This is a genomic window from Mesorhizobium delmotii (assembly GCF_900149755.1).
Taxonomy (GTDB): domain Bacteria; phylum Pseudomonadota; class Alphaproteobacteria; order Rhizobiales; family Rhizobiaceae; genus Mesorhizobium; species Mesorhizobium delmotii.
Genome location: NZ_FUIG01000097.1, coordinates 1 through 570 on the forward strand (window position 1 = coordinate 1; position 570 = coordinate 570).

Below are 570 nucleotides of genomic sequence, written 5' to 3' on the forward strand. Positions count from 1 at the left end.
TCCCGCGACAAATCACACCCCTTTTCGGGGGATATGAAGTTCGAACAAATCTTCTCTTTACGATGTCATACAGAACAGGCGGAGAGCCAGAAGGCTCGCCGCAAACTCTTGAAACGAATGACTTTGCAACCGGTTTCACATCCACTCGACACCCCTCTTTCTTTTCAGAACGAGGTAGCGACAATCCTGCGGATTGCGCGGAGATGGTGGAGCCGGACGGGATCGAACCGACGACATCCTGCTTGCAAAGCAGGCGCTCTCCCAGCTGAGCTACGGCCCCTTGATAACACCTCTTCGAAGTTACCCCTGCCTTAGGGCACCCCTTGTCGAGGAATGGTGGGCCTGGGAGGACTTGAACCTCCGACCTCACGCTTATCAAGCGCGCGCTCTAACCAACTGAGCTACAAGCCCTAAGACTGCGCCGTAAATCGGCTTTCGCCAACGAGACGCAAGTCTCGCAAGGCCAACCGGCCGTCGCGGCTTGTGCCGCGCCCTCGCGGAGCGCCAGCACCCAAAGGGTGCGATGCGGCGCGCGAGCGCAAGTCAAAGTCATTCGCGAAGAAAGAGAAA

General features: G+C 57.4%; 2 tRNA genes. Both read right to left on the minus strand.

Annotated features, from left to right (window positions below):
* Positions 1-204: 204 nt before the first annotated feature.
* Positions 205-280, minus strand: a tRNA-Ala gene (locus BQ8482_RS35550).
* A gap of 54 nt (positions 281-334) precedes the next feature.
* Positions 335-411: transfer RNA gene (locus BQ8482_RS35555), tRNA-Ile, on the minus strand.
* Positions 412-570: the final 159 nt, after the last annotated feature.